Below are 20,440 nucleotides of genomic sequence, written 5' to 3'. Positions count from 1 at the left end.
GTTTGAATTTTTGTTGCGCTGCGACTGCAAACAAGCTACCCATTTCGCAAGTGCAGAACCCGAGGAATCGCCATGCCGCATGATGGACAAGCCGTGCCCCAGTCGCCCCTGCTCGCTGATCTGAAAACGCTCACCGCAGCGGCCCTGCCCGAGGTGGGGACCCTGTTCGCCGAGGCGAAAGAGGCCCTGCGCGGTCGCGTGACGCTGGGGGGGAAGATCTCTTCCGCGGCGCTGGAACAGCATCAGTTCGCGGCGCATGCCCTGTCCTGGCTTGCCACCTACACCGAAAGCCTGCGGCAGCTGCAATCCTGGGCTGACCGCCTGTCCGAACAGGGCAGCTTTGGCGACATGGAAGCCTTGATCCTGCAGATCGGCTTTGGCGAATATCTCTCGCAGATCGCGGGCGGCATTCCGATGTCGCAGTTGGAAACCGCGCGCCTTTCCGACCTTGGCCTCAGCTGGACGCCGGGCGCCGCTGCAGCGCAGCTGATGGCGCAGGGCAACACCGATGCGGCACGCCTCGCGCTCGTCGCGCTGATGCGCGAAAATCACGGCCGCGCCACCTTTGGCGCAACTGGCCTGGATGAAGAGCTGGAGATGATCCGCGACCAGTTCCGCCGCTTCGCGGATGACCGGGTCGTGCCCCATGCGCATGAATGGCACCTCAAGGATGAGCTGATCCCGATGGAGATCATCGAATCGCTCGCCGAGATGGGGGTTTTCGGCCTGACCATCCCCGAGGAATTTGGCGGCTTCGGCCTGTCGAAGGCCTCGATGGTCGTTGTCTCCGAGGAACTCTCGCGCGGCTATATCGGCGTCGGCTCGCTCGGCACGCGGAGCGAAATTGCCGCCGAACTGATCCTCTGCGGCGGCACAACCGCCCAAAAGGCGCAATGGCTGCCCAAGCTTGCGAGCGGTGAGATCCTGCCGACCGCCGTCTTTACCGAACCCAATACCGGGTCCGATCTGGGAAGCCTTCGCACCCGCGCCGTGAAAACCGGCGACGATTGGGAAGTGACCGGCAACAAGACTTGGATCACCCATGCCGCGCGCACCCATGTGATGACGCTGCTGGCCCGGACCGACCCGAACACCACCGATTATCGCGGCCTGTCGATGTTCTTGGCCGAGAAGATCCCCGGCACGGATGAAGCCCCCTTCCCGACCCCCGGCATGACGGGCGGCGAAATCGAGGTTCTGGGCTATCGCGGGATGAAGGAATACGAGCTCGGCTTTGACGGGTTCAAGGTCAAGGGTGAAAACCTGCTGGGCGGCGTCGAAGGTCAGGGCTTCAAGCAGCTGATGCAGACCTTTGAATCGGCCCGCATCCAGACCGGCGCCCGCGCGATTGGCGTGGCGCAATCGGCGCTGGAAACCGGCATGCGCTATGCCGAAGACCGCAAGCAATTTGGCAAATCGCTGATCGAATTCCCCCGCATTGCCGCGAAACTGGCGATGATGGCGGTCGAGATCATGATCGCGCGCCAGCTCACCTATTTCAGCGCTTGGCAGAAAGACCATGACAAGCGCTGCGATCTGGAAGCTGGCATGGCCAAGCTGCTGGGTGCGCGGGTCGCCTGGTCGGCTGCGGACAATGCGCTGCAGATCCATGGCGGCAACGGTTTCGCGCTGGAATATCAGATCAGCCGCATCCTTTGCGATGCGCGCATTCTGAACATCTTTGAAGGCGCTGCCGAAATTCAGGCGCAGGTCATCGCCCGCCGCCTGCTTGATTGAGAGCGGTCTGCCGGATGGCCCCCGGCAGACCTATGCCCCGCCTCGGGATGGCCGCGCCACACCGAGGCGGGGATGCAATTTTCCGGCAATGCCCCAGGCGGTCGCAAAGCCGAGGCCACTGGCCACAAAGACGCCCGCGATCGGGGCCGCCAGCAGCACAAGCCACGCAACCCCCGGCGTGAGAATGCCCGAGACATCGCGGAAGCTGGAATAGACCGCCGCCATCTCCACCCGCTCAGACGGTTTGACCGACATCATGAAGGGCAGGCCACCGGCCGTATCCAGCATGACAAGGCCCGTCGAGCCGATCATCAGCCCCGCCACCACTATCCAGGGCCAGGCCGAGAGCAGACCGGCCGCGGTAAAGGTGATGGCGCAAAGCAATTGCGCGCCCCGCACCGCCCGCCGGACCGAGGTGCGATGCACCAGACGCAAGAGGACCGGCGTCAGAAACAGCAAGGCGTTCGAAATGGACAAGGCAACCCCGCCCACCTTGTCACCCAGACCGGCCTCAATGCAGAAAATCGGCAAATAGACGACGTAGACCCACCAGCCGCAGCTGCGAATGACCGCAAATAGCCACCCCGCAATCAGCCGCGGTTGGCGGAAGAAACGGCCCAGATAGGCCAGCGGGTTGACCGCCGGGCCGCGGGCGCGCTGGATCTGCTTGCCATTGCCCAGCCGCAAAACCCAGAACGCCGAGAGCAGCAAGAGCGCGCAGACCGCCGCCAGCAGAAAGGGCAGCGCCGCCCCGTGATCGCGCAGCCAAACACCCAGCATCGGCCCCACGGCCCATGGGGTTGCGGCGTAGAACATCTGCAGGCTCTGCGTGCGGCCCAGATCCGCACGGGCGACATAATCCAGCACATAGGCATTGAAGCAGACAAAGCAGGTTGCCGTTGCCAGCGCCATGCATAATAGCGCCAGCGGCACCGCGACCGGTCCACCCTGCGCCGCAAGCAGCATCGCAATCAGATAAAGCCCGCATCCCGTGGAATACATCCAGCGGCGGGGCAAGAAGCGCGTGGCCCAAGGCACCATCAGCCCCCAGACCATCGAACAAAGCCCGACGAGGAAATAGACACGGCTCACCACCGCCGCGTCCTGCACGGCCTCATACATCACGATCGGCATGACCGAGATCAGCACACCGCGCACCGCAGCCTCAAGCCCGGCAAGCACGGCGAAAGCCTCAATCCGCGGTGTTGCGGAATGACGAAGCATGAGGGGGATGTATTTGTTGGCCATGACGCTCTCCTCGGTCATTGGCCCCGAAAGGCCGCCGCGCGTCTTTGCACGGCGCGACATTTCGTGTCGTATCTGACGATCAGCGCTCGCCGCGGGCGAGAAGATCGATCAACCGTGCACGTGCTTCGGGCAGGACCAGACCGCGGCGCAGAACCGCCAGCTCGCGCGCGAGGAAATGGCCCGTGATGGCAAAGCCCTGCTGCAACTCTGCCCCCGACATCGGGCCTTGGCCCTGCAGGCCCAGCGGCAGCGGGAAAAGCCGGGCCGCCCAATCCCCTGCACCCTGACGGCTGACTGCGCGGCCGGATTTCGGGCTGACATAGGCCAGATCCTCGCGCTGCCCCGTCACCGCACAGCGCGACAGATCAAGGCCAAAGCCCAGCTCCTCCAGCAGGATCATCTCCCACCGCAGATAGGCGGCAGGCCAATCCACATCCCGCGCCAGAGCGGCCAGCAGCGCCTGGGTCTGCCTGTAAAGCTCTGGGTGCGGCTGTCGCTCTGGCAGCGCCAGATGCAGCATGGCACAGATCGCATTCAGCCCCGCCAGCGCCAGACGATCTGCAAGCAAGCCCGCCCGGCTGGCCAGAGGTTCCACCGTGAAACTGCCAAGTTGATCATCCAGCCGCGCACGCCAAGCCACCGCGACCTGACTGCCCGGCTGCAGGGTTCCCGCCACCTTGCGCGAGGCGCCGCCCCGCACCACGCCGGCATGACGCCCGTGATCCGCCGTCAGAACCTCGATGATCGCCGAAGTCTCGCCATAGGGGCGGGACAGGATCACCGTGCCTTCATCCCTCCACTCCATCCTCGAAAACGCCTTCCGCTACCTTGGCACGAAGCCCTGAACAAAGCGTAAACGGCGACGGGTCAGGAAGCCAGCCCCTCTTCCTCCAGCATGGTGCGGCCCGCGCGGTCCTCAAGCTCGATCACCCAAAGATCGGGGTCCCGGCTGCGGGCCTTCGCAAGCGCGGCATCGACCGCGGGCTCGTCCCCTTCCGCCAGCAGCACCCAGATGCGCTGATCGGACATCAGATCATAGCTACGCTGATAGGCCCGCGCCTGCCCGTTCAGCAGCGCGCATTTCACAATCACCGCGCCCGAGGTTTCATCCCCCCGGGCGGTCACGTAATGCGGGATATCGGCCAGCCGTAGCCGCGTCAGATAGGCCGAAACCCAAAGCCCGGTCGCCAGTCGCGGCTGCATGGCGGATCAGTCGCCGTCCTTGAAATCAAGGCCCATTTCGGAATAGCGGTCGGGTTCATCCAGCCAGTTCGGCCGCACCTTCACCTGCAGGAAGAGGTGGACGGGCCGATCCAGAAACTCCATCAGGTCGGCGCGGGCGGCCTGACCGATGGCCTTGATCGTCTCGCCCTTGTGGCCCAGCAAGATGCCCTTGTGCCCGTCGCGCGCAACATAGACGACCTGATCTATGCGGGTCGAACCATCGGGGCGGTCCTCCCACTTTTCCGTCTCGACGGTCAGCTGATAGGGCAGCTCCTCATGCAGACGCAGGGTCAGCTTTTCGCGCGTGACCTCGGCCGCGATCATCCGCATGGGCAGATCGGCGATCTGGTCTTCCGGGTAGAACCAGGCACCTTTCGGCACCTGCGAGGCCAGCCATTCGCGCAGCTTGTCCACGCCATAGCCCTTTTCGGCCGAGATCATGAAGGTCTCAACGAAGGGGAAGGCGTCGTTCATCTTTTGCGCCAGCGCGAGCAGGTTCTCGGCCTTGACCCGATCGATCTTGTTGATCGCAAGCGCGACCTGCTGCCCCTGCGGGATACGGTCCTTCATCGCGTCGATGATGGCGGCGGTGCCCTCGGTCAGGCCGCGATGCGCCTCAACCAGAAGGACGATGATATCGGCATCCGCCGCGCCCCCCCAGGCCGCGGCGACCATGGCACGGTCGAGCCGGCGGCGCGGGCGAAACAGGCCGGGCGTATCGACAAAGACGATCTGGGCGTCGCCTTCCATGCACACCCCGCGGATGCGCGCGCGCGTGGTTTGCACCTTATGCGTCACGATGGACACCTTGGCGCCGACCATACGGTTCAGAAGCGTCGATTTCCCGGCGTTCGGTTCGCCGATCAGCGCCACGAAGCCAGCCCGTTGTTCAGCCATGCCGGCCCTCCATCCGCGCCAAAAGCGCCTTTGCTGCGGCCTGTTCAGCCGCGCGTTTCGTTCCCGCCTTGGCGGTTTCCGCCTCACCCGAGGCCAGACGGACCTCAACGGTGAAGACGGGTTGATGATCGGGGCCTTCGCGCCCCAGTGCGGTATACGTCGGCGGCGTCTGCGCGCGGGCCTGCGCCCATTCCTGCAGCGCGGTCTTCGGGTCGCGGGCGTCAATCTCGACCCCCGTGATGCGATCTTGCCAGAGACGCAGCACCACGTCACGCGCCGCGGCAAAGCCCGCATCAAGATAGACGGCGGCAATCACCGCCTCCATCGCGTCACCCAGCAGCGCCTCTTTGCGCCGCCCCCCCGACATCATCTCGGACCGGCCGAGCTTCAGCACCTCGCCCAGGCTCAGCGCGCGGGCGATGTCGGCGCAGGTTTCCTTGCGGACCAAGGCGTTGAAGCGCGGGGCGAGCAGCCCTTCGGCCGCCTGTTCATCGGCAGCAAGCAGCGCCTCGGCCATGACAAGGCCAAGCACCCGGTCGCCCAGAAACTCCAACCGCTGATTGTCGGGCCGTGTCGAGGACGAGATCGAGGCATGCGTCACAGCACGCACCAGCAGTTCGGGCGTGCGGAAATTATGCCCCAGACGGCCCTGAAAGGCCAGAAGATCGGCAGAGAGCTTCACTCGATCGCCTTGAAGAAGCGGTCGGCGCGCCAGGTCCAGAAGAACAGCATCGACTTGCCGGCCGAAGAGAAGATCACGCGATCCGCCCGGCCGATCAGATATTCGGCAGGCAGCATGCCCACGCCGCCCACGGTCTGGCTATAGCGGCTGTCGGTCGAGTTGTCGCGGTTGTCGCCCATGAAGAAATAATGCCCCGGCGGCACGGTGAAGACATCGGTATTGTCGCCATAGCCGTTGGCGTCGATGTTCAGCACGGCGTGTTTCACGCCATTGGGCAGCGTTTCGATGAAGCGCGACCGGGTGCAGATGCCCCCCTGCCCCACCGGCGCGTTTTCGCAGCGCGGCAGGTTGCCCATCGGGCCTTGCGGCTCATAGACCTCCTGGAAGGTGCCCGCGGGTTCCTGCGGAACTTCCTGCCCATTGATCCAGAGGACGCCGTTCTTCACCTGAATCTGGTCACCCGGCAGGCCGATCAGACGCTTGATGAAATCCGACCCGTTCACCGGGTGGCGGAAGACCACGACATCGCCACGCTCCGGCTCCGAAGCGAACAGCCGCCCCTCGATCGGGCAGATCGCGAAGGGGCAGGAATAGCGCGAATAGCCATAGGCCATCTTGTTGACAAAGAGGAAGTCGCCGATCAGCAGCGTGTCCTTCATCGACTCCGACGGAATCCAGAAGGGTTGGAAGAACAGCGTGCGGAAGACCCCGGCGATGAGCAGCGCCCAGACCACCGTCTTGATCGTCTCGACGATACCGCCTTCGGATTTGTCCTTGCTCGCCATCTGGGCTGCCTCTTGTCAGTTTCTGGCGCGCTACATGCGCGCCGCAGGGGAAGGAGTCAAGTTTCGCTGGGGTTGGCCGCACAGGGGCGCGCCTCGATCACCACGAAGGCCTGCGCCCAGGGGTGATCATCGGTCAGCGTGACATGAATTACCGCCTCATGCCCCGGCGGGGTCATCTGCGCCAGCCGTTCAGCCGCCCAGCCCGTGACGGTCATCACTGGCTGGCCCGTGGGCAGGTTCGTGACCGCCATGTCGCGCCAGCTTATCCCCATCCGCAGGCCGGTGCCAAGCGCCTTGGAACAAGCCTCTTTCGCAGCCCAGCGTTTGGCGTAGGTGCCTGCAACCGTCATCGGCCGCGCCTCGGCCCGGGCCTGTTCGGCCGGGGTAAAGACGCGGTCACGAAAGCGGGCGCCGTGCCGTTCCAGCACGGCGGCAATCCGGTCGATATTGGCCAGATCGCTGCCGATGCCGAGAATCAAGCGCGCGCCTCATCGATGCGGCGGCGCATTTCCTCGATGGCGGGGCCAAGGCCGATATAGATCGCCTCGCCGATCAGGAAGTGGCCGATGTTCAGCTCCATCACTTCGGGGATGGCGGCAATGGGCGCGACATTGTCATAAGTCAGACCATGACCGGCATGCACCTCAAGGCCCAGCCCGGCCGCGATGCGCGCGCCTTCCACCAGCGCAGCCAGCTCTGCCTCTGCCTCGGCCTGATGGCCATCGGCGTGAAGTTCGGAATAAAGCCCGGTGTGAAGTTCCACCACCGCCGCGCCAATGCGGGCCGAAGCTTCGATCTGCCGCGGATCGTGCCCCACGAACATGCTGACCCGGCAGCCCGCCTCACGCAGGGGCGCAATGTAATCCTTCAGCCGCGCTTCATCGCCCAGCACATCCAACCCGCCTTCGGTCGTCCGTTCCTCGCGCCGTTCGGGGACCAGACAGACGGCATGGGGCTTCAGTCGCAGGGCAATGGCCTGCATCTCTTCGGTGGCGGCGCATTCGAAATTCAGCGGGATGCCGATTCCGGCGCGCAGCGCCTCGATATCCGCGTCGCGGATGTGGCGACGGTCTTCACGCAGATGGGCTGTGATGCCGTCCGCCCCCGCAGCCTCTGCCAGCAGGGCAGCCCGCAGCGGATCGGGCCAGACCGAACCGCGGGCATTCCGCACCGTTGCCACATGGTCGATGTTCACACCTAGCCGCAGCCGTTGCATGGGTCTCTCCTTCGCTCTCTCGGCGCCGACCTTACGGTCCGCCGGGCGCCTCGTCATCCCCCGCGGCAGAGGATTTCATCGCCGCGATGCGCGCCTTCAACGCTTTACGCTTTTCCGAACGTTCCTTGAACTTGGCGGCGCGCAACTTCTGATAGGCATGAACTAAAGGGATGGTGAGATAGTAGGTCAGGAAACTGAAAAAGATCCCCGGCAGGATCGACCCGATGGTGTAGGGCCAGTAGAGGAACCAGAAAAAATCGATCAGCTTGTCCCACTGGGTGACGTCGCTGGTAAAGAGCGCAAGGAAGTTGTGCCAGATTTGCACGCCCGCCTCGGTAAACGCGGCCAGCACGAAATGGAAATTCAGCGGCGCCTCGATCCCCAGCATCCAATGGCCGAGCTTGAGCGACCCCATCGCAATGAAGGGGGTGGTCAACGGGTTCGACAAGAACGTCGCCAGCAGCGCCGCAAGGATATTGCCCCGCAGCACCCAAGCCAGCGCCGCCGCCGAAACCATCTGCACCCCGAACAGCGGCGGAAAGTTCACGAATGTCCCGGCAAAGACCCCGCGCGCGATCCGGTGGGGCTGATCGGGCAGGCGGCGCATGCGATGAATGACATACTGGATGGCACGGCGGAACCCGCCCTTGGGATAGATGAAATCCCGCGTCATCTGCATGTAGGAGCGCTTGTCGCGCCGCTTGAATACCACGTCTTTGGTTCCTGCCCGTCAGGGTTTCCTGCTCAGGTCGCGGTGCCGTGCGATCTGCGCAACATCGGTTTCGGCCTCCAGAGCGGTCATCAGCATGTGAAGATGCTCCAGGTCCCGCAGATCAACGTCGATCACCAGTTTGTAAAAGTCTGGTTTACGGTCCACGAAGTGCAGGTCCGAGATATTGGCCTTCTGCTCTCCGATCAAGGTGCAGATGCGCCCCAGCACGCCCGCGTCATTGGCGATGGTCAGCTCAAGGCTGACGGTATTGACCGCCGCATGGCGCCCGGTCTGCCAGCGCAGATCGACCCAACGTTCGGGCTGTTCCTCGTATTCCGCGAGCGCCGGGCAATCGATCGCGTGGACCACGACGCCATGTCCGCGGAAGGTGATCCCGACGATCCGCTCACCCGGGATGGGCTGGCAGCAGGGCGCGCGGTTGAAGCTTTGATCGGCAGCCAGACCCAGCAGGGGGCGCTGCGAATCCACTTGTTCCGGCACGACAATTTCAAGTTCCGGGTAAAGCGTCTCCAGCACCTTGCGCGCCGTCAGCTCGGCCGAGCCAAGCTGCGCCAGAAGCTCCAGCTCATCGGGCAGACCCAGCATCCGCGCCGCGGTCCGCAACGCCTTGTCGGTGGCCTTTTTCCCGGCATGGTCAAAGGCCGCGCGGACCAGTTCCTGCCCCAGCTTGATGAAGCGGCCGCGGTCTTCCTCGCGCAGGCTGCGACGGATTGCCGCTTTGGCGCGGCCGGTCACAACCACGTCAATCCAGCTCAGCTGCGGGCGCTGGCCCTCGGCGGTGATGATCTCGACCGATTGCCCGTTCTTGAGTCGCGTCCAGAGCGGCACGCGAATCCCGTCGACCTTGGCCGAGACGGTCGAGTTGCCGATCCGGGTATGGATCGCATAGGCGAAATCCAGCGGCGTGGCCCCGCGCGGCAGCTGGATCACGTCGCCCTTGGGGGTGAAGCAAAACACCTGATCGGTGTACATCTCCAGCTTCACGTTCTCCATGAAGTCGTCGTGATCTTCCTCGCCCAGACGTTCGGTCAGGCTGGCCACCCATTTCGCCGGATCGACGGCAAAGGGGTTCTGGACGCGCACGCCTTCACGGTAGGACCAATGCGCCGCCACCCCCGATTCGTTGACCTCATGCATCTGGCGGGTGCGGACCTGCACCTCGACCCGCTTGCCGTCACGCCCTGACACCGTGGTATGGATCGACCGGTAGCCGTTCGATTTCGGCTGGCTGATGTAATCCTTGAACCGCCCCGGCACCGCGCGCCAGCGTTGATGGATCACCCCCAGCACGCGGTAGCAGTCGGCCTCGGTCTGGGTGATCACGCGGAACCCGTAGATGTCAGACAGACGCGAGAAGGGAATGTCCTTCTCCTGCATCTTGCGCCAGACGCTGTAGGGCTTCTTGGCGCGACCATAGACATCGGCCTCAATCTGGGCCTTTTCCAGTTCGTGCCGAATGTCGGCGGTGATCTTGTGGACCACATCGCCCGCTTCGCGCTGCAGCGTGATGAAGCGGCGGATGATGGAATTGCGCGCCTCGGGGTTCAGCACGCGGAAGGCCAGATCCTCCAGCTCTTCGCGCATCCACTGCATCCCCATGCGACCGGCTAGGGGGGCGTAGATTTCCATCGTCTCGCGGGCCTTCTGTGCCTGCTTTTCGGGCTTCATCGACTTGATCGTCCGCATATTGTGCAGACGGTCGGCCAGCTTCACCAGAATGACCCGCAGGTCGCGCGACATGGCGACGAACAGCTTGCGGAAGTTTTCGGCCTGTTTGGATTCCGTCGACGTCAGCTGGATATTGGTCAGCTTGGTCACACCATCGACCATTTCGGCAATCTCTTCGCCGAATTCGCGCGCCACATCGGCAAAGGTCGATTTGGTATCTTCGATGGTGTCATGCAGCAGCGCGGTGACCAAGGTCGCATCATCAAGGCGCTGTTCGGTCAGAATCGCGGCGACCGCCACGGGATGCGTGAAATAGGGCTCGCCCGATTTACGGAACTGCCCTTCATGCATCAGCTTGCCATAGGCATAGGCCCGGCGGATCAGGTCGGCATTGGTCCGCGGGTTGTAATTGCGGACAAGGGCGACGAGGTCTTCAACGTCGATCATCCCTGTCCGCCTTCCATCCGCCTCAGCGGTCGCCTTGCGCTTCCATCAGCGCGCGCAGCAGTTTTTCTTCGGACATGTCGTCCGAGGCCGGGCGATCGACAGCATCGCCATTCCCCATGAGAAGCGCCATCTGGTCTTCCTCGGGTTCGTCCACCTCGATCTGGGTCTGGTGGCTTTCGATCATGCGCTCGCGCAGCAGATCGGCCGATTGGGTTTCATCGGCGATCTCGCGCAGGGCGACGACCGGGTTCTTGTCGTTATCACGCTCAACCGTCAGCGGCGAACCGGCAGCGATCTCGCGGGCGCGGTGCGCGGCCAACATCACCAGTTCGAACCGGTTGGGGACCTTGTCAACGCAATCTTCGACCGTCACGCGGGCCATTGGACACTCCGTTGCGGATGGGGCATGGAACGGCCTCTTTACGGCCAAGGAAGCCCCTTGACAAGAGCGGAATCCGGCGCATCGGACAAAGCCTTGCGCGAAGCACCGCAGATCACAGGGGCGTGACACCTGCGCGGTCGGCTTCGGGCAGGGCATCGCGCATCTCGGCCACGGTTTTCCCCAGCAGCGGATGGCGCCAGTCGGCCGCCACTTCGGCCAGCGGCACCAGAACAAAGGCGCGGTCCTGAAGGCGCGGATGGGGCAGGATCAGCTGGTCGGGTGCAAGGCGGGCCTGCTCTTCCGGGGGAAGGCTGCGCCAGGCGGCCTGCCCTTCGGCATCGGGCAGCACCAAATCCCCCATCGCCAGGAGATCAAGATCCAGCGTCCGCCCCGCCCAGCGTTGCACGCGTTCGCGCCCAAAACGCGCCTCGATCCGGTGCAGGGCGGCCAGCACTTCGGCCGGGGTCAGGTTCCCCACCGCCAACAGCGCCGCGCCGTTCACATAATCGGGACCAGCCCCTGCCGGAAAGCAGGGCGTGGCATATATTGGGCTCACAGAGAGCGGCTCAAGCCCTTCATCGGCAAGGGCCCCCAAGGCGACACGAACCGTCTGCAGCGGAGCCATCCCTTCGAAGGGCAGGTTCGCGCCAAAGGCGACAAGGGCTTGGTTCGCCAAGGTCATCCGGGGGCCCTTCTCCAAAGTATAGGTTGCGGCTTTTGCGCGCCGGTTGGTATCGATCTTCGTTCCGTAACGGTTTCGGAAAGCATCCACCACTGGTTTCCGATGTGCCCCCGGGGCGATTTTTAAGGGGAAATGATATGTTTTACAAAGACGAACGCCTTGCGCTCTTCATAGACGGCTCGAACCTCTATGCCGCAGCAAAGGCCCTGGGGTTCGACATCGACTACAAGTTGCTGCGTCAAGAGTTCATGCGCCGGGGCAAGTTGCTGCGCGCATTCTATTACACCGCCCTGCTGGAAAACGACGATTACTCGCCGATCCGCCCGCTGGTGGATTGGCTGCACTACAACGGCTTCACCATGGTCACCAAACCGGCCAAGGAATACACCGACAGCCAGGGTCGCCGGAAGGTGAAGGGCAATATGGACATTGAACTGACCGTCAATGCCATGGAGCTTGCGCCGCGCGTCGATCATATCGTGCTGTTTTCGGGCGATGGCGACTTCCGCCCGCTGGTGGAAAGCCTGCAGCGTCAGGGCGTGCGCGTGTCGGTCGTCTCGACCATCCGCAGCCAGCCTCCGATGATCGCTGACGAACTGCGCCGCCAGGCCGACAACTTCATCGAGCTGGACGAACTGCGCGAAGTCATCGGCCGCCCCCCACGTGAGCCCCGCGTGGAGCGTGAAGACCTGACAGCCGCCCCGGTGAAATAAGCCTTGAACTGGCGCGGCCCTGCCCCCAGTTCTGCGGCATGACCTATGAAACAGGCGCCATCACGGCGCCTGTTCCTGTATCGGGGACCCTGATCCATGCTTGCCGCGCTGACCGGATTGATCGTTGCCGCCTTTCTGGCGGCCACCCCGATCCCCATTCAATCCGAAGCGGTCTTTGCCGCCGTGCAGCTGGGCGGGGCGGTGCCGATCTGGCTGATGATCGTGGCGGCAGGCATCGCCAATACCGCCGGATCGGTGCTGACCTGGGGCATGGGGCGTGGCGCCCGCGCGCTGGAAGGCCGCTTTCGCACGACTGAAAAACAGCTCGCACGGGCCGAGGCGATCTATGCGCGCTGGGGGTCCTGGACGCTCTTGCTCTCATGGGCGCCGCTGGGTGATGTGATCTGCTTTGTCGCCGGCGCGCTGCGGGTGCCGCTCTGGCGCTTTGTGCTGATCGTGGGCTTTGCCAAGACCGCGCGCTATGCCGTGCTGGCCGCCGCCACCGCGGGCGTGATCGCTTGGGGCTGGACCTGAGGCCGCGAAGCGCCTACCTGAAACGCACAGCGAATGAGGCCCCCGATGTCCCAGAAACCCGCACTGACCCTTTACCTGGCCGCCCCGCGGGGCTTTTGCGCGGGCGTGGACCGGGCCATCAAGATCGTCGAGATGGCGCTGCAGAAATGGGGCGCCCCCGTCTATGTCCGGCACGAGATCGTGCATAACAAATTTGTCGTGGACAGCCTGAAGGCGCTGGGGGCCGTCTTTGTCGAAGAGCTGGACGATGTCCCCGATGACCGCCCGGTGATCTTTTCGGCCCATGGCGTGCCGAAATCGGTGCCTGCCGCCGCGCAGGCGCGCAACATGATCTGGGTCGATGCCACCTGCCCGCTGGTGTCGAAGGTGCATATCGAGGCTGAACGGCACCACGAAAACGGCCTGCAGATGATCATGATCGGCCATGCGGGCCACCCCGAAACCATCGGCACCATGGGCCAGCTTCCGGCGGGTGAGGTGCTGCTGGTGGAAACCGTGGCCGATGTAGCGCGGGTCGAACCGCGTGACCCCGAAAAGCTCGCCTTCATCACCCAGACCACCCTGTCGGTGGATGACACGGTCGAAATCGTCGCCGCCCTGCGCGCGCGCTTTCCCGCGATCATCGGTCCGCACAAGGAAGACATCTGCTATGCCACCACCAACCGGCAGGCGGCCGTCAAGGCGATTGCCGGGCAGATCGACGCGCTCTTGGTGATCGGGGCGCCGAACTCCTCGAACTCGCGCCGTCTGGTCGAGGTGGGCAGCGCCAATGGCTGCGCCTATTCGCAACTGGTGCAACGCGCGACGGATATCGACTGGCGCGCGCTGGAAGGCATCCGCGCCGTGGGCATCACCGCCGGGGCCAGCGCCCCCGAAGTGCTGGTGAACGAGGTGATTGACGCCTTTCGCGCCCGGTTCGACACCACGGTGGAACTTGTCGAAACCGCACAGGAAAACGTGGAATTCAAGGTGCCACGCATCCTGCGCCATGCGGAATGACAACAATCGCCGGTTTGGGGCTTGCCAGTGCCGCCAAAGGACCTAGGCTCTCTTCAAGACGAGGAGATGCCATGACCCTTTTGTTTGCTTCGATCCTGACCAGCCTCGGCCTGCTGATCTGGTCCAACCGCCAACCCGTTCCGGTGCGCGCCGCACAGGCCGGGCGCAAGGGCGCGCGCCGGGGATGATCCCGCGCGGCGCGGCCCTCTGGGGTATTCTTGGCCTTGTGCCGTTTCTGGCCGGGGCTTCGCTTGCGAACTGGCCGCTGGAAAACAGCCTGCTGCAATGGCTGGCCGCCGACAATCGGCTACTTCTGCATTACGGCATGGTGATCTTCTGCTTCATGGCAGGCGTCCTCTGGGGCTTTGCCACCCGGGCCGAAGGGTCCGAGGCGACACGGGCCTATACGCTGTCGGTGCTGCCTGCGGGTTTTGCCGCCTTTGCACTGGCCCCGGTGCATGACTGGCAATTGCCGGTGATGATGGCCGGGTTTGCGTCGCTGCTGCTGCTGGATTTCTGGTTCTGGAACGAAGGGCTGGCCCCGCGCTGGTGGCTGCGCTTCCGCATCATGCTCAGCGTCGTGGTGCTGGCCTCTCTGGCGATGGCGCTGTAAGGGGGACGCAACCACCCCCTTGAAGACTGGACGACACGCGCATGCCCGATCTGTTCGCCTATACCGATGGTGCCTGTTCGGGAAACCCCGGCCCCGGCGGCTGGGGGGTTCTGCTGCTGGCACGCGAAGGCGGCGCGGTCGTCAAGGAACGCACCCTCTGCGGGGGTGAGGCGGACACCACCAACAACCGGATGGAGCTTCTGGCCGCAATCTCGGCTTTGGAAACGCTCAGCCGCGCCTCCAAGATCACCATCGTGACTGACAGCGCCTATGTGAAAAACGGCGTCACCGGCTGGATCTTCGGCTGGAAGCGCAACGGCTGGAAAACCGCCGACCGCAAGCCGGTGAAGAATGTCGATCTCTGGCAAAGGCTGGATGAGGCGCAAAGCCGCCATGACGTGACCTGGCAATGGATCAAGGGCCACGCGGGGCATGAGGAAAACGAACGCGCCGATGCCCTAGCGCGCGAAGGCATGGCCCCCTTCAAGAAAAAGGGAACGGCCGCATGACACCGCTGGTCGCGCTTGATTACGCCTCGGTGGCGGTCTTTGCGCTGACGGGCGCGCTCGTGGCAAGCCGGGCGCAGCTGGATATCGTGGGCTTCATCTTCGTGGCCTGCCTGACGGCGGTGGGCGGCGGCACGGTGCGCGATGTGCTGATCAACCGCGCCTCGGTCTTCTGGATTGCGGACCCTTGGGTGCTGGCCGTGGCCTCGGCCGCGGCCGTGCTGGTCTTTGTCGCCGCACCCCGGCTGGAAAGCCGCTACCGCGTCTTGCTGTGGCTGGATGCCTGCGCGCTGGCGGTGGCCGTGCCTGCAGGGGTGGGGGTTGCGATGCGGGCCGGGCTGGACTGGCCCGTGGTGGTCGTGATGGGCATGGCCACGGGCTGTCTGGGTGGCCTTGCGCGCGATGTCGTGTGCAATGAGGTGCCGCTTGTCCTGAAACAGGGCGAGATTTACGTGACCGCTGCTTTCGCCGGGTCGCTGGCGGCGGTGGGTCTGGCCGCCGCGGGGTTGGACGGCGCGCTGCTGGCCTGCGGGCTGGTGACGCTGGTCCTGCGGGCCGGATCGATCGCCTTTGGCTGGCGCCTGCCGGTTTACCGCTCACGCCCGCCGCGCAACCGATAGGTGCGGCATTTTCGGGCTTTCGCTGCCCGGCGGTTTGGCTACCATACCCGCATGGCCCGAAAGAAGATCATTCCTGACGCCAAGGTTCATGCCGAAATCCTGCGCCTTCTGGCACAGGGTGGGGATCGCGCCGTCAGTTTCGCCACCGTCGCGCAGGCCACCGGGTTGGCCGGGCCGACACTGGTGCAACGCTTCGGCAGCCGCGAGGGGATGGTGCATACCGCGCTCATGGCGGGCTGGGCCGAGCTTGAGGATCAGACCGCGCAGGCCGAGGCTGCGGCACCGCTGACCGCCAAGGGGGCGCAGGTGATGCTCAAGACCCTGACATCCGAGGCGCCGCTGCTGGCCAGCCTGCCCCAGATGACCGCCGATGCCCGCGACAGCGCCCTGCGCGCCCAGGCCGAAGGCTGGCGCGTGCGTATCGAACAGGCGCTTGCGCTGCGGCTTGGCGGTGGCCCGCGCGGGCGCGAAGGGGCAGCGCTGCTCTTTGCCGCCTGGCAGGGGCAGATCATGTGGATGCCGATGGGGGGAAAAGGCTTTCGTCTCAAGGAGTTGGTCAAGCGCGTCACCGACGCTTGAACCACCCCCACAGCCAGATCAGCGCCATCGCCCCCAGCACCGCACCGATGAAGAGCGTGACCGACCCCGCCAGTCGCATGACAAAGCGCAGCACCATCCAGGACAACCACGCCCCGCCCACCCCCAGCGCGATGGTCGTGATGACATCAACCTCAAGCCGCATCAGGCGCGTGGCCAGAAACCCTGCCGCCGTGCCGATGATCAGAAGCACCAGAAACGTCATTCACCCCCTCCGCTCCACTGGCGCCAGTCTGGCGCAGGGGCGCGGGCCTGTCCACCGAATCAGGTCAGCCGATCCGGCAGGGCAAAGCCGCGCAGAAAATCATCCGGTGCCATGGCGCGCTTGCCTTCCCGCTGGGCGAGGGTGATGGCCACCGCCCCGGTGCCGCAGGCGATCGTCAGGCCCGACAGGACCTGCCCCGGCGCACCCTGCCCGGTGGCCAGTTCCGATTGCAGCAGCTTGACCCGCTCGCCCGCAATCTCGCACCAGGCGCCCGGAAAGGGCGACAGGCCACGGATCTGTCGATCCACCTCGACCGCAGGTCGGGTCCAGTCGATCCGCGCTTCGGCCTTGTCGATCTTCTGGGCATAGGTCACGCCCTCGGCCGGTTGCGGCACGGGCGTAAGGCCCGGCAGGGCCGCCAGCGCCTGCCCGATCAGCCGCGCGCCCATCTCGGACAGGCGGTCATGCAGCTGCCCGGTGGTTTCGGTGGCGCCAATCGCCGTTGCCTCGCGCATCAGCACCGGGCCGGTATCCAGCCCAGCCTCCATCTGCATGATGCAGACACCGGTTTCGGCATCGCCCGCCATGATCGCGCGATGGATCGGCGCTGCCCCGCGCCAGCGCGGCAAGAGCGAGGCATGGATGTTCAGACACCCCAGACGCGGCGCATCCAACACCACCTGCGGCAGGATCAGCCCATAGGCCACGACCACCGCCACATCGGCACCAAGGGCCGCAAATTCCGCCTGCGCCTCGGGCGTCCGCAGGCTGACAGGGTGGCGGACCGGCAGGCCCAAGTCTTCGGCGCGGGCCTGCACGGGTGAAGGGCGATCCTTCTTGCCGCGGCCTGCAGGACGCGGCGGCTGAGAATAGACACAAACCACCTCATGCGCGCGGGCCAAGGCCTCAAGCACCGGAACCGAAAACTCCGGCGTGCCCATGAAGACGATCTTCATTTGCGGCCCCGCATTTTTTCGGCCTTCTGGATCAGCATCTTGCGCTTCAGCGGCTTCAGATGGTCAAAGAACATCCGACCATTCAGGTGGTCGATCTGGTGTTGCACGCTGGTGGCCCAGAGGTGAACGAAATCCCGCTCCTCGACCTCGCCTTTGGCATTCAGAAAGCGCACCGTCACCGCGCGCGGACGGCTGATCACGGCCGAAACACCGGGCAGGTTGGGGCTTGCCTCCTCATGCTCGCGGAACTGAACGCTCGCATGCAGGATTTCGGGATTGGCCATCAGCACGGCCTTGCCGCGTTCTTCGGAGCAATCGACCACGGCAAGGCGTTGCATCACCCCGATCTGTGGCGCGCCAAGGCCATAGCCGGGCATCGCCTCCATCGTATCGACCATGTCCTGCCAGATGGCGCGGATCTCGTCGGTGATCGCCTCGACAGGGGCGGCGGGGGTTTGCAGGCGCTTGTCGGGCCAGGGGATGCAACGGCGGATGGTCACGACAGATACTCGGCCTCGGCTTTGGCCCGGACGGCAGGCGCCAGGCGATGAAGGGTGACGACCCCGTCAAGATGATCGAACTCATGCTGGGCGCAGATCGCGGCAAAGCCCGATAGCAGGGCTTCCTGCCGGGTGCCATCCAGATCGGTCCAGCGCAGACGGATCTCCCGCGCGCGCGACACGCGCAACGAAAGGCCCGGCAGCGACAGGCAGCCCTCTTCACCCTCGGCCCGGTCGTCCGACATCCAGAGGATATCGGGGTTGATGAACACCCGCGGATCGGGGCGCCCGTCCTTCCAGGTTTCATCCATCACGAACATGCGCTGCAACACCCCAACCTGCGGCGCGGCAAGCCCGCGGCCGGGGGCGTCATACATCGTCTCGAACATGTCGCGCACCAGATTGCGCAGGGCCGGCGTCACCGCCTCCACCTCGGCGCAACGCTGCGCGAGCCGGGCATCCGGCCAGCGCAGGATCGGCAAGACCGCCATTCAGCCCTGCCGCGCGCGTTCGCGCTTCAGCTTTTCCATCTTGCGCGTGATCATCTGCCGCTTCAGCGGGCCCAGAAAATCAATGAAGAGCTTGCCGTTCAGATGGTCGATTTCGTGCTGGACACAGGTGGCCCAGATGCCGTCGAACTGCTGTTCCTGTTCGGCCCCGGTCAGATCCTGCCAGCGCACCCGCACCATGGCCGGACGCTCGACCTCGGCGAACTGGTCGGGGATCGAGAGGCAGCCTTCCTCATAGCTCGACAGGTCTTCGGACGACCAGACGATCAGCGGGTTGATCAGCACCATCGGCTGCGCCTCTTCGGGCGACTTGGCGCAATCCATGACGATGATGCGCTTCGTCACGCCGATCTGCGGCGCGGCCAGACCGATGCCCGGCGCGTCATACATGGTTTCCAGCATATCCTCGGCGAGGCTCGCAAGCTCGGGCGAGAATTCGGTGACAGGATCGCACATCTTTTTCAGACGCGGATCGGGATGGATCAGGATCGGGCGTTTCATGATTTCGGTTTACGCCCTCGGCCCCGTCCACGCAATGCCAAGGCGCGGGAGGAGAATGTCGCAACCGTTGCGTAGCGGCAGGTATGCGAACGGTATCATTTCACGCTGCATCGGGTGAATTTGAGAAATCCTCCCCATATGTCACAGCTTTTCGCACCCGTTCATCCGATTTTCAGTCTCGGATCGACATTCCGCCCCCGAACCCTCATCCTGCGCCAGCACGCTTGATCCTGCGCCGCGGCACGTTACGCTTGGCCGGAACAGAAGGAACCCCCATGACCACCGCCCCGAATTTCGACGAAGTCATCAAACGCCACGGCACCCATTCCGTCAAATGGGACATGATGGAACAGTTCTACGGCGTGCCGGCACAGGATGGTATCGCCATGTGGGTCGCGGATATGGAGTTCCGCCCCCCGCATTGCGTGCAGGCCGCAGTCGAAGGCATGGCCCGCCATGGCGTCTATGGTTACTTCGGGGATGAACGCGACTATCTGACCGCAATCCGCTGGTGGATGCAGGCCCGCCATGGCTGGGATGTCCCCGCCGAGGCGATCTTCACCACCCATGGCCTAGTGAACGGCACGGCGCTGTGTGTCGACGCCTATACCGCGCCGGGCGATGCCGTGATGCTGATGACGCCGGTCTATCACGCCTTCGCCCGCGTGATCCGCGCGGCAGGCCGCACAGTCACCGAATGCCCGCTGACGCTGACCGAGGGCCGCTACAGCTTTGACACACGTGACTGGGACGCGCAGGTCACGCCGCAGACGCGGATGCTGATCCTCTGTTCGCCGCACAATCCCGGCGGGCGGGTCTGGACGGTTGAGGAATTGCAGGCCGTGGCGGATTTCTGCATCCGGCATGACCTCATCCTCGTGTCGGATGAAATTCACCATGATCTGATCTATCCGGGCCAGAAGCACACCGTCATGCCGCTGGCGGCGCCGCAGGTGGTGGACCGTCTGGTGATGATGACGGCGACAACCAAGACCTTCAACATCGCCGGGTCGCATTCCGGCAATGTGATCGTGCTGAACCCTGATCTGCGGGCGAAGTTTGCGGCGCGGATGAATGCGCTGGGGATTTCGGCCAATTCCTTCGGCCTGTTCATGGCGACCGCCGCCTATAGCCCTGAAGGCGCGGCCTGGGTCGATGCGCTGATGACCTATCTGGATGAAAACCGCCGCCTGTTTGACGAAGGCGTCAACGCCATTCCGGGGCTGCGGTCCATGCCGCTTGAAGCCACCTATCTGGCCTGGGTCGATTTCAGCGGCACGGGCATGTCCCCGGCCGAGTTCATCGACCGGGTGCAGAAGGGCGCGCGGATCGCGGCCAATCATGGCGCGACCTTCGGACTGGGGGGTGAAACCTATCTGCGCTTCAACCTTGCAGCCCCCCGCGCGCAAGTGGCCGAGGCCGTGGCGCGGCTTCAGGCAGCTTTTGCTGATCTGCAATAATCAAGGCCCGGCCCCGCGATCGGCGG

The 20,440-nt window shown here is 64.5% G+C and carries 26 protein-coding genes; 9 read left to right on the top strand and 17 right to left on the bottom strand.

The genetic code is table 11. The features are described 5' to 3' along the window. Positions 1-72: 72 nt before the first annotated feature. Complete coding sequence (locus IE101_RS11830) at positions 73-1,737, top strand: acyl-CoA dehydrogenase family protein (protein ID WP_189634042.1); 1,665 nt, start codon at positions 73-75, stop codon at positions 1,735-1,737. A gap of 30 nt (positions 1,738-1,767) precedes the next feature. Here IE101_RS11830 and IE101_RS11825 read toward each other — a convergent pair whose 3' ends face one another. From IE101_RS11825 to folK, 12 genes are all read right to left on the bottom strand, one after another. Next, positions 1,768-2,985 carry an MFS transporter gene (locus IE101_RS11825; RefSeq protein WP_189634041.1) on the bottom strand — a complete coding sequence of 406 codons (1,218 nt, stop codon included), beginning with the start codon at positions 2,983-2,985 and terminating at the stop codon, positions 1,768-1,770. A 79-nt stretch (positions 2,986-3,064) separates the two neighbouring features. Further along, positions 3,065-3,790: a DNA repair protein RecO gene (recO, locus tag IE101_RS11820; protein WP_189634040.1), complete on the bottom strand. Its 726-nt coding sequence runs from the start codon at positions 3,788-3,790 to the stop codon at positions 3,065-3,067. Between the two features lie 62 nt (positions 3,791-3,852). Continuing rightward, positions 3,853-4,188: a DUF1491 family protein gene (locus IE101_RS11815; protein WP_189634039.1), complete on the bottom strand. Its 336-nt coding sequence runs from the start codon at positions 4,186-4,188 to the stop codon at positions 3,853-3,855. 6 nt (positions 4,189-4,194) lie between these two features. Further along, a complete protein-coding gene (era, locus tag IE101_RS11810; RefSeq protein WP_189634038.1) occupies positions 4,195-5,106 on the bottom strand; it encodes a GTPase Era in 912 nt (303 codons plus the stop codon). Then, positions 5,099-5,788, bottom strand: coding sequence for a ribonuclease III (rnc, locus tag IE101_RS11805; protein WP_189634037.1), 690 nt, complete (start codon positions 5,786-5,788; stop codon positions 5,099-5,101). Before rnc ends, era begins: the two co-directional genes overlap by 8 nt. Further along, positions 5,785-6,573: a signal peptidase I gene (lepB, locus tag IE101_RS11800; RefSeq protein WP_189634036.1), complete on the bottom strand. Its 789-nt coding sequence runs from the start codon at positions 6,571-6,573 to the stop codon at positions 5,785-5,787. Before lepB ends, rnc begins: the two co-directional genes overlap by 4 nt. 56 nt (positions 6,574-6,629) lie before the next feature. After that, complete coding sequence (acpS, locus tag IE101_RS11795; RefSeq protein WP_189634035.1) at positions 6,630-7,052, bottom strand: holo-ACP synthase; 423 nt, start codon at positions 7,050-7,052, stop codon at positions 6,630-6,632. Continuing rightward, a complete protein-coding gene (locus IE101_RS11790; RefSeq protein WP_189634034.1) occupies positions 7,049-7,789 on the bottom strand; it encodes a pyridoxine 5'-phosphate synthase in 741 nt (246 codons plus the stop codon). Before IE101_RS11790 ends, acpS begins: the two co-directional genes overlap by 4 nt. Before the next feature lie 31 nt (positions 7,790-7,820). Then, entirely contained in the window at positions 7,821-8,501 is a 681-nt protein-coding gene (locus tag IE101_RS11785) for a DUF2062 domain-containing protein (RefSeq protein ID WP_189634033.1), read from the bottom strand. Positions 8,502-8,519: 18 nt separating this feature from the next. Then, positions 8,520-10,637, bottom strand: a complete 2,118-nt coding sequence (locus IE101_RS11780) for a RelA/SpoT family protein (RefSeq protein WP_189634032.1) — start codon at positions 10,635-10,637, stop codon at positions 8,520-8,522. Positions 10,638-10,659: 22 nt separating this feature from the next. Next, complete coding sequence (gene rpoZ, locus IE101_RS11775) at positions 10,660-11,019, bottom strand: DNA-directed RNA polymerase subunit omega (protein WP_189634031.1); 360 nt, start codon at positions 11,017-11,019, stop codon at positions 10,660-10,662. Positions 11,020-11,131: 112 nt separating this feature from the next. Continuing rightward, positions 11,132-11,701 (bottom strand): 2-amino-4-hydroxy-6-hydroxymethyldihydropteridine diphosphokinase, encoded by a 570-nt coding sequence (folK, locus tag IE101_RS11770; protein ID WP_189634030.1) that lies wholly within the window; start codon positions 11,699-11,701, stop codon positions 11,132-11,134. Between the two features lie 137 nt (positions 11,702-11,838). Here folK and IE101_RS11765 point away from each other — a divergent pair, with 137 nt between their 5' ends. The 7 genes from IE101_RS11765 to IE101_RS11735 all read left to right on the top strand — a co-directional run bounded on the left by IE101_RS11765 (position 11,839) and on the right by IE101_RS11735 (position 16,265). Further along, positions 11,839-12,414: a LabA-like NYN domain-containing protein gene (locus IE101_RS11765; RefSeq protein ID WP_189634029.1), complete on the top strand. Its 576-nt coding sequence runs from the start codon at positions 11,839-11,841 to the stop codon at positions 12,412-12,414. A gap of 96 nt (positions 12,415-12,510) precedes the next feature. Next, positions 12,511-12,948: a YqaA family protein gene (locus tag IE101_RS11760; RefSeq protein ID WP_189634028.1), complete on the top strand. Its 438-nt coding sequence runs from the start codon at positions 12,511-12,513 to the stop codon at positions 12,946-12,948. Between the two features lie 45 nt (positions 12,949-12,993). Continuing rightward, positions 12,994-13,947 carry a 4-hydroxy-3-methylbut-2-enyl diphosphate reductase gene (ispH, locus tag IE101_RS11755; RefSeq protein WP_189634027.1) on the top strand — a complete coding sequence of 318 codons (954 nt, stop codon included), beginning with the start codon at positions 12,994-12,996 and terminating at the stop codon, positions 13,945-13,947. Between the two features lie 184 nt (positions 13,948-14,131). Next, on the top strand, positions 14,132-14,560 hold the full coding sequence (locus tag IE101_RS11750; RefSeq protein WP_189634026.1) for a DUF3429 domain-containing protein: 429 nt from the start codon (positions 14,132-14,134) through the stop codon (positions 14,558-14,560). Positions 14,561-14,601: 41 nt separating this feature from the next. Next, a complete protein-coding gene (gene rnhA / locus IE101_RS11745) occupies positions 14,602-15,069 on the top strand; it encodes a ribonuclease HI (protein ID WP_189634025.1) in 468 nt (155 codons plus the stop codon). Continuing rightward, on the top strand, positions 15,066-15,686 hold the full coding sequence (locus IE101_RS11740; RefSeq protein ID WP_189634024.1) for a trimeric intracellular cation channel family protein: 621 nt from the start codon (positions 15,066-15,068) through the stop codon (positions 15,684-15,686). The genes rnhA and IE101_RS11740 overlap by 4 nt, the downstream gene beginning before the upstream one ends. A 51-nt stretch (positions 15,687-15,737) precedes the next feature. Next, complete coding sequence (locus tag IE101_RS11735) at positions 15,738-16,265, top strand: TetR/AcrR family transcriptional regulator (protein WP_189634023.1); 528 nt, start codon at positions 15,738-15,740, stop codon at positions 16,263-16,265. Here the strand turns inward: IE101_RS11735 and IE101_RS11730 are convergent. The 5 genes from IE101_RS11730 to def (IE101_RS11710) are packed head-to-tail and all read right to left on the bottom strand — an operon-like array spanning position 16,252 to position 18,954. Further along, positions 16,252-16,488: a GlsB/YeaQ/YmgE family stress response membrane protein gene (locus IE101_RS11730; protein WP_189634022.1), complete on the bottom strand. Its 237-nt coding sequence runs from the start codon at positions 16,486-16,488 to the stop codon at positions 16,252-16,254. The genes IE101_RS11735 and IE101_RS11730 overlap by 14 nt on opposite strands. 59 nt (positions 16,489-16,547) lie before the next feature. Then, positions 16,548-17,444: a methionyl-tRNA formyltransferase gene (fmt, locus tag IE101_RS11725; RefSeq protein ID WP_189634021.1), complete on the bottom strand. Its 897-nt coding sequence runs from the start codon at positions 17,442-17,444 to the stop codon at positions 16,548-16,550. Beyond that, positions 17,441-17,944 carry a peptide deformylase gene (gene def / locus IE101_RS11720; RefSeq protein ID WP_189634020.1) on the bottom strand — a complete coding sequence of 168 codons (504 nt, stop codon included), beginning with the start codon at positions 17,942-17,944 and terminating at the stop codon, positions 17,441-17,443. Before def (IE101_RS11720) ends, fmt begins: the two co-directional genes overlap by 4 nt. Beyond that, on the bottom strand, positions 17,941-18,435 hold the full coding sequence (gene def, locus IE101_RS11715; protein WP_189634019.1) for a peptide deformylase: 495 nt from the start codon (positions 18,433-18,435) through the stop codon (positions 17,941-17,943). The genes def (IE101_RS11720) and def (IE101_RS11715) overlap by 4 nt, the downstream gene beginning before the upstream one ends. Continuing rightward, positions 18,436-18,954 carry a peptide deformylase gene (def, locus tag IE101_RS11710; protein ID WP_189634018.1) on the bottom strand — a complete coding sequence of 173 codons (519 nt, stop codon included), beginning with the start codon at positions 18,952-18,954 and terminating at the stop codon, positions 18,436-18,438. It abuts the gene before it with no gap. 275 nt (positions 18,955-19,229) lie between these two features. On the opposite strand from def (IE101_RS11710), the gene IE101_RS11705 reads away from it, so the two are divergent. After that, complete coding sequence (locus IE101_RS11705; protein WP_189634017.1) at positions 19,230-20,414, top strand: MalY/PatB family protein; 1,185 nt, start codon at positions 19,230-19,232, stop codon at positions 20,412-20,414. Positions 20,415-20,440 lie beyond the last annotated feature (26 nt).

Origin of the sequence: Gemmobacter lanyuensis (assembly GCF_014652355.1) — a bacterium.
In the GTDB taxonomy this organism is placed as follows: Bacteria; Pseudomonadota; Alphaproteobacteria; order Rhodobacterales; family Rhodobacteraceae; genus Gemmobacter; species Gemmobacter lanyuensis.
The sequence above is the reverse complement of the archived record's forward strand: the minus strand, read 5'-3'. Positions and strand labels throughout refer to the sequence as shown.

Bases quoted from the DNA above. Each gene is read 5' to 3' on its own strand.
- IE101_RS11830 (WP_189634042.1), top strand. From the start codon at position 73: ATGCCGCATGATGGACAAGCCGTGCCCCAGTCGCCCCTGCTCGCTGAT.
- IE101_RS11825 (WP_189634041.1), bottom strand. From the start codon at position 2,985: ATGGCCAACAAATACATCCCCCTCATGCTTCGTCATTCCGCAACACCG.
- recO (WP_189634040.1), bottom strand. From the start codon at position 3,790: ATGGAGTGGAGGGATGAAGGCACGGTGATCCTGTCCCGCCCCTATGGC.
- IE101_RS11815 (WP_189634039.1), bottom strand. From the start codon at position 4,188: ATGCAGCCGCGACTGGCGACCGGGCTTTGGGTTTCGGCCTATCTGACG.
- era (WP_189634038.1), bottom strand. From the start codon at position 5,106: ATGGCTGAACAACGGGCTGGCTTCGTGGCGCTGATCGGCGAACCGAAC.
- lepB (WP_189634036.1), bottom strand. From the start codon at position 6,573: ATGGCGAGCAAGGACAAATCCGAAGGCGGTATCGTCGAGACGATCAAG.
- IE101_RS11790 (WP_189634034.1), bottom strand. From the start codon at position 7,789: ATGCAACGGCTGCGGCTAGGTGTGAACATCGACCATGTGGCAACGGTG.
- IE101_RS11780 (WP_189634032.1), bottom strand. From the start codon at position 10,637: ATGATCGACGTTGAAGACCTCGTCGCCCTTGTCCGCAATTACAACCCG.
- rpoZ (WP_189634031.1), bottom strand. From the start codon at position 11,019: ATGGCCCGCGTGACGGTCGAAGATTGCGTTGACAAGGTCCCCAACCGG.
- folK (WP_189634030.1), bottom strand. From the start codon at position 11,701: ATGACCTTGGCGAACCAAGCCCTTGTCGCCTTTGGCGCGAACCTGCCC.
- IE101_RS11765 (WP_189634029.1), top strand. From the start codon at position 11,839: ATGTTTTACAAAGACGAACGCCTTGCGCTCTTCATAGACGGCTCGAAC.
- IE101_RS11760 (WP_189634028.1), top strand. From the start codon at position 12,511: ATGCTTGCCGCGCTGACCGGATTGATCGTTGCCGCCTTTCTGGCGGCC.
- ispH (WP_189634027.1), top strand. From the start codon at position 12,994: ATGTCCCAGAAACCCGCACTGACCCTTTACCTGGCCGCCCCGCGGGGC.
- IE101_RS11750 (WP_189634026.1), top strand. From the start codon at position 14,132: ATGATCCCGCGCGGCGCGGCCCTCTGGGGTATTCTTGGCCTTGTGCCG.
- rnhA (WP_189634025.1), top strand. From the start codon at position 14,602: ATGCCCGATCTGTTCGCCTATACCGATGGTGCCTGTTCGGGAAACCCC.
- IE101_RS11740 (WP_189634024.1), top strand. From the start codon at position 15,066: ATGACACCGCTGGTCGCGCTTGATTACGCCTCGGTGGCGGTCTTTGCG.
- IE101_RS11735 (WP_189634023.1), top strand. From the start codon at position 15,738: ATGGCCCGAAAGAAGATCATTCCTGACGCCAAGGTTCATGCCGAAATC.
- IE101_RS11730 (WP_189634022.1), bottom strand. From the start codon at position 16,488: ATGACGTTTCTGGTGCTTCTGATCATCGGCACGGCGGCAGGGTTTCTG.
- fmt (WP_189634021.1), bottom strand. From the start codon at position 17,444: ATGAAGATCGTCTTCATGGGCACGCCGGAGTTTTCGGTTCCGGTGCTT.
- def (WP_189634019.1), bottom strand. From the start codon at position 18,435: ATGGCGGTCTTGCCGATCCTGCGCTGGCCGGATGCCCGGCTCGCGCAG.
- def (WP_189634018.1), bottom strand. From the start codon at position 18,954: ATGAAACGCCCGATCCTGATCCATCCCGATCCGCGTCTGAAAAAGATG.
- IE101_RS11705 (WP_189634017.1), top strand. From the start codon at position 19,230: ATGACCACCGCCCCGAATTTCGACGAAGTCATCAAACGCCACGGCACC.